Raw genomic sequence first — 5,204 nt, 5'->3', positions numbered from 1 at the left:
ATAGCGCAGCGGACCCACCTGAATCCATGCCGAACTCAGAAGTGAAACGTTGTAGCGCCGATGGTAGTGTGGGGCCTCCCCATGTGAGAGTAGGGAACTGCCAGGCATTAAATAAGACGAGAAAGCCAACCCAATGGGTTGGCTTTTTTGCGATCTAAGACATTTGAAATGCAGATATAATATCCCCACACTAATCACCTATCACTTTGCTATCCTCAACGATGCTTGGCTGTTAAACTAAGCCATCAGCTAAATGAGGTAGACTTTCATGAAAGAATCGGTTTCATTGCAAGCATTTAATACATTTGGTTTGAGAGCAAAAGCTCACCAAATAGAAACTGCAAATAATAAAGATGAGCTTTGTACATATTGGCAAAATGCCCATGAGCGGAAATTGCCCACCCTTATTCTAGGTGGCGGTAGCAACGTACTATTTACAGAAGATTTTAATGGTATTGTTATTCGCAATTGTATTGCTGGAATTGAAATTACTGAAAATAAGCAATATTGGTCTGTTCATGTTGGTGCGGGCGAAAATTGGCATGCACTTATTGAATTTCTATTAGAAAAGAATATCTATGGACTAGAAAATTTAGCGCTGATCCCAGGAAATGTAGGTTCAGCACCAATACAAAATATCGGTGCTTATGGCAAAGAATTAAAAGATGTTTGTGCTTATGTTGATATAGTTGAGCTAAGTACTGGTCATGTTCATCGATTATCTAATGATGAATGTCAGTTTGGTTACCGTGATAGTATTTTCAAGCATCACTACCAACAAGGCTTTGCCATTGTCGCTGTAGGCTTACAGCTTAGCAAAAAATGGGAGCCGATTCTTACCTATGGCGATTTATCAAAATTATCATTAGAAACAGTAACACCAAAAGATGTGTTTGGATCTGTGTGCTCTATGAGAACAAGCAAACTACCAGATCCTACCATAACAGGTAATGCAGGTAGTTTTTTCAAGAATCCAATTGTTGATATTCGCATTGCACAACATTTAAAAGCAGAATATCCCTTCTGTCCGCAATATGTTCAACAAGATGGTGTAAAACTTGCTGCTGGTTGGCTGATTGATCAATGTGGTCTTAAAGGTCATCAGATTGGTGGTGCGGCTGTTCATATGAAGCAAGCACTTGTTCTTATCAATAAAGACGGTCTAGCAACAGGCAAAGACATCGTTAATTTAGCAGCATGTATACGTCAAAAAGTCTTTGAGCGCTTCGGCGTACAATTAGAGCCAGAAGTCCGTTTTATTGGTCAATATGGCGAAATCAATGCAGTGGACGCTATTTCATGAAAGAAACAGCAACTCCCTTATTATTAATTGAAACTCTTGCTGACGGAAATATCCATTCAGGAGAGCAACTAGGCGAAAGCCTAGGAATGACACGCGCAGGTATTAATAAACATATTCAGACATTGCGTAGTTGGGGTATAGATGTTCAAACTGTCGCAGGAAAGGGCTATCAATTAGACGCTCCTATGAATTTGTTGAATGAGAATAGTGTAAACAAAAACATTAAAGGTGAACCAGCCAGCGTTATTCCTGTTATAGATTCTACTAACCAGTATTTGATACAGCGTATTAGCGAATTAAAATCGGGTGATGTTTGTATTGCTGAATACCAGTCAGCTGGACGAGGCCGAAGAGGGCGCCAATGGATTTCGCCTTTTGGTAGAAATTTATATTTGAGTATGTATTGGAGGCTCGATCAAGGTCCTGCTGCTGCAATAGGACTGAGTTTAGTTGTAGGCGTTATTATGGCTGAGGTATTACAAAAGCTTGGTGCAGATGGCGTTAAAGTTAAATGGCCTAACGATCTCTATTTAAATGATAAAAAACTTTCAGGTATTCTTGTTGAGTTAACAGGGAAAACCGGTGACGTTGCTCATATTGTTACGGGTATTGGTATCAATATTGCGATGAGTAAAAATCAAACTGAAGCCATTAGCCAGCAATGGATTAATTTAGAGCAAGTTGGCATCAAAATTGATAGAAATGAACTTGCTTGTGAAATTACTAATGCACTAAGGGAAGCATTTGTTCAGTTTGAAAAACAAGGGTTATCTATGTTTATCGAGCGTTGGAAACATTTAGATAACTTTATGAATCGCCGAGTGAAGCTTATTATTGGTGAAAAAGAGATCTTTGGTGTTGCCAAGGGTATCAATGACCAAGGTGCTTTACTTTTGGAACAAGATGGAAAAATCATACCTTATATAGGTGGTGAAATTTCACTGAGAATTGCATCGTAATGCTTTAAATTGCATTGAACATCTAAAACTAAAAAAGCTTTCCTAAATTGGAAAGCTTTTTGTTTATCGATATTATTTTGAATAACTGAAATACAATAATACAGAGAGTAAGCACCACGAATTGTTTAGATTTATTTACGTAATCTAACGTTGGTGATCGTATGACTTTGGCCTTTGGTTAGTATAAGGCTCGCTCTTTCTTTCGTTGGCAATATGTTTTGTTTTAAATTCAAACCATTAATTTCTTGCCAAATTGAAGATGCTATTTCAATAGATTCTTCTCTGCTTAATTTAGAGTAATTATTAAAATACGATTCAGGATCAGTAAACGCACCTTCTCTAAATTTTAAAAAGCGACTGATATACCAGTGTTTTAGTAATTCTTCATCAGCATCAACATAAATAGAGAAATCTACATAATCTGATACGAAAACATTATGCGGATCATGAGGATAATCCTGATTACTCTGTAATACATTCAATCCTTCAAGAATTAAGATATCAGGTTGTTCAATAACCTGTTTTTTATCCGGGATGATGTCATACACTAAATGAGAATAGACAGGCGCTGTTACTTGTTTTTTGCCTGATTTTATATCAGAAACGAAAGAGACAAGGCTATGCATATCATAGGATTCGGGAAATCCTTTCTTCTTCATTATTCCGCGTTTCTTTAACTCTGCATTAGGTAAAAGAAAACCATCAGTAGTAATTAAATCGACTTTACGATGTTCTGGCCAACGGGTTAAAAGTGCTTGTAGTAAACGAGCTGTGGTACTCTTACCAACAGCAACACTGCCAGCTATACCAATAATATAAGGGATTTTGGCGTTTCTTGTTCCAAGAAACTGCTCTAAGACGGCTTGACGACGTAAGTTAGAACTTATGTAAAAATTGAGCAATCTTGAAAGAGGAAGATAAATTTCAATGACATCATCAATAGAAATTTCTTCGTTAATCCCTTTTAAATCGACAATCTCTTTTTCGGTTAGCGTTAAAGGAACGGAATCTCTTAACGTTGCCCAGTGTTTTCTGTCAAATTCTAAATAAGGGGTTATAAAGCGTTCTTTGTTATTCATAAGCCAACATCTGCCTAATATTCGCAGGTTGGACAGGCTGTTTAAAACACCCGTATCCGATAAAAAATAAACAGCATCATAACGAGTGATGCCTCTTAGGCGTAGATATTTTTTAAATTTTTTCTACTTTTTTTGACACGAACTGAATAAATTTGTAAAAAAAGTACAAAAAATAGTCATAAAAATAATTTTTTAGCGTAGACTAATAAGAGTGTAATTAATCTTTTTTCTAAAAATTTATTGATGATTAATAAATTTGGGACTGAATAGATAAATTAGCTTGCTAATCTATCATGAATTTTTGTTGGCATTTTGGTCGTTTTTTTCCTAAAAAATCAACAATTCAATCAAAAGTGAACAAAATCTAAGCAAAAGAACAAATATCGCAATTTTTTTGTTGCATCATGATGAAAGTCCTCCTAGAATGCGCACCACTTAGCCGGCATAGCTCAGTTGGTAGAGCAACTGACTTGTAATCAGTAGGTCCCGAGTTCGACTCTTGGTGCCGGCACCATTAAAAATTAGGTTTGGTGGGATACCCAAGCGGCCAAAGGGAGCAGACTGTAAATCTGCCGTCACAGACTTCGAAGGTTCGAATCCTTCTCCCACCACCATTAATTCCTAACTTAAGTGTTTTAAATTAGTAAACACTTAAGTAGAATACAAAGCTGATTTTAAGTCAGGTAGCCGAGTTCTGCGGGCATCGTATAATGGCTATTACCTCAGCCTTCCAAGCTGATGATGCGGGTTCGATTCCCGCTGCCCGCTCCAGATGTGCTGATATAGCTCAGTTGGTAGAGCGCACCCTTGGTAAGGGTGAGGTCGGCAGTTCGAATCTGCCTATCAGCACCACTCCTTCATGTTCTTGCCTCCCTGATTAAAATCTTAACAAGCACTAGCAAATCGCTAATTTACTTACTGCTTGGTTGATGTGGTGTAACCACCGATTCCGTGTCTTAGAGGGACAATTTAAATGTCTAAAGAAAAATTTGAACGTTCAAAACCGCACGTTAACGTTGGTACTATCGGCCACGTTGACCACGGTAAAACAACTCTGACTGCTGCAATCACTACAGTTTTAGCTAAAACTTACGGTGGTGCTGCTCGTGCATTCGATCAAATCGATAACGCACCAGAAGAAAAAGCTCGTGGTATCACCATCTCTACTTCACACGTAGAATATGACACTCCAACTCGTCACTACGCACACGTAGACTGCCCAGGTCACGCCGACTATGTTAAAAACATGATCACTGGTGCTGCGCAAATGGACGGAGCTATCCTGGTTGTTGCTGCGACTGATGGCCCAATGCCACAAACTCGTGAGCACATCCTGTTAGGTCGTCAGGTTGGTGTTCCTTACATCATCGTATTCCTGAACAAATGTGACATGGTAGATGATGAAGAGTTACTGGAATTAGTAGAAATGGAAGTTCGTGAACTTCTGTCTCAGTACGATTTCCCAGGTGATGACACTCCAGTAATCCGTGGTTCAGCGCTGAAAGCACTGGAAGGCGAAGCTGAGTGGGAAGCAAAAATTGTTGAATTAGCAGAAGCACTGGATTCATACATCCCAGAACCAGAGCGTGCAATTGACAAACCATTCCTGTTACCAATCGAAGACGTATTCTCAATCTCAGGCCGTGGTACAGTAGTAACTGGTCGTGTTGAGCGTGGCGTAATCAAAGTTGGTGAAGAAGTTGAAATCGTTGGTATCAAACCAACTGTTAAAACAACTTGTACTGGCGTTGAAATGTTCCGTAAATTACTTGACGAAGGTCGTGCAGGTGAGAACGTTGGTGTTCTTCTGCGTGGTACTAAACGTGAAGAAATCGAACGTGGACAAGTACTGGCAAAACCAGG

The 5,204-nt window shown here is 38.9% G+C and carries 4 protein-coding genes, 4 tRNA genes and 1 rRNA gene; 8 read left to right on the top strand and 1 reads right to left on the bottom strand.

Features of this window, described 5'->3' with window-relative positions:
• The 3 genes from rrf to birA all read left to right on the top strand — a co-directional run.
• Positions 1-106 (top strand): 5S ribosomal RNA (gene rrf, locus DK857_RS03445); the annotation flags it as partial.
• A 162-nt stretch (positions 107-268) separates the two neighbouring features.
• Positions 269-1,303 (top strand): UDP-N-acetylmuramate dehydrogenase, encoded by a 1,035-nt coding sequence (gene murB, locus DK857_RS03440; RefSeq protein WP_109395574.1) that lies wholly within the window; start codon positions 269-271, stop codon positions 1,301-1,303.
• The gene (birA, locus tag DK857_RS03435; RefSeq protein WP_109401558.1) at positions 1,300-2,262 is read left to right on the top strand and encodes a bifunctional biotin--[acetyl-CoA-carboxylase] ligase/biotin operon repressor BirA; all 963 of its coding nucleotides are present in this window, start codon (positions 1,300-1,302) and stop codon (positions 2,260-2,262) included. The genes murB and birA overlap by 4 nt, the downstream gene beginning before the upstream one ends.
• Positions 2,263-2,393: 131 nt before the next feature.
• Here birA and coaA read toward each other — a convergent pair whose 3' ends face one another.
• A complete protein-coding gene (gene coaA / locus DK857_RS03430) occupies positions 2,394-3,341 on the bottom strand; it encodes a type I pantothenate kinase (protein WP_109401557.1) in 948 nt (315 codons plus the stop codon).
• Positions 3,342-3,779: 438 nt separating this feature from the next.
• On the opposite strand from coaA, the gene DK857_RS03425 reads away from it, so the two are divergent.
• From DK857_RS03425 to tuf, 5 genes are all read left to right on the top strand, one after another.
• A tRNA-Thr gene (locus DK857_RS03425) sits at positions 3,780-3,855 on the top strand.
• 15 nt (positions 3,856-3,870) lie between these two features.
• Positions 3,871-3,955, top strand: a tRNA-Tyr gene (locus DK857_RS03420).
• Positions 3,956-4,037: 82 nt separating this feature from the next.
• Positions 4,038-4,112, top strand: a tRNA-Gly gene (locus DK857_RS03415).
• 5 nt (positions 4,113-4,117) lie between these two features.
• A tRNA-Thr gene (locus DK857_RS03410) sits at positions 4,118-4,193 on the top strand.
• Positions 4,194-4,314: 121 nt separating this feature from the next.
• Positions 4,315-5,204: elongation factor Tu (gene tuf / locus DK857_RS03405; protein ID WP_109401556.1), on the top strand; the 890-nt coding region annotated here is incomplete at its 3' end.

Origin of the sequence: Proteus terrae, assembly GCF_003144325.1 — a bacterium.
In the GTDB taxonomy this organism is placed as follows: Bacteria; Pseudomonadota; Gammaproteobacteria; order Enterobacterales; family Enterobacteriaceae; genus Proteus; species Proteus terrae.
This window is presented reverse-complemented; position numbering and strand designations above follow the sequence as displayed.

Excerpts from the sequence above, each read along its gene's own strand:
- murB (WP_109395574.1), top strand. The coding sequence starts at position 269 with ATGAAAGAATCGGTTTCATTGCAAGCATTTAATACATTTGGTTTGAGA.
- birA (WP_109401558.1), top strand. The coding sequence starts at position 1,300 with ATGAAAGAAACAGCAACTCCCTTATTATTAATTGAAACTCTTGCTGAC.
- coaA (WP_109401557.1), bottom strand. The coding sequence starts at position 3,341 with ATGAATAACAAAGAACGCTTTATAACCCCTTATTTAGAATTTGACAGA.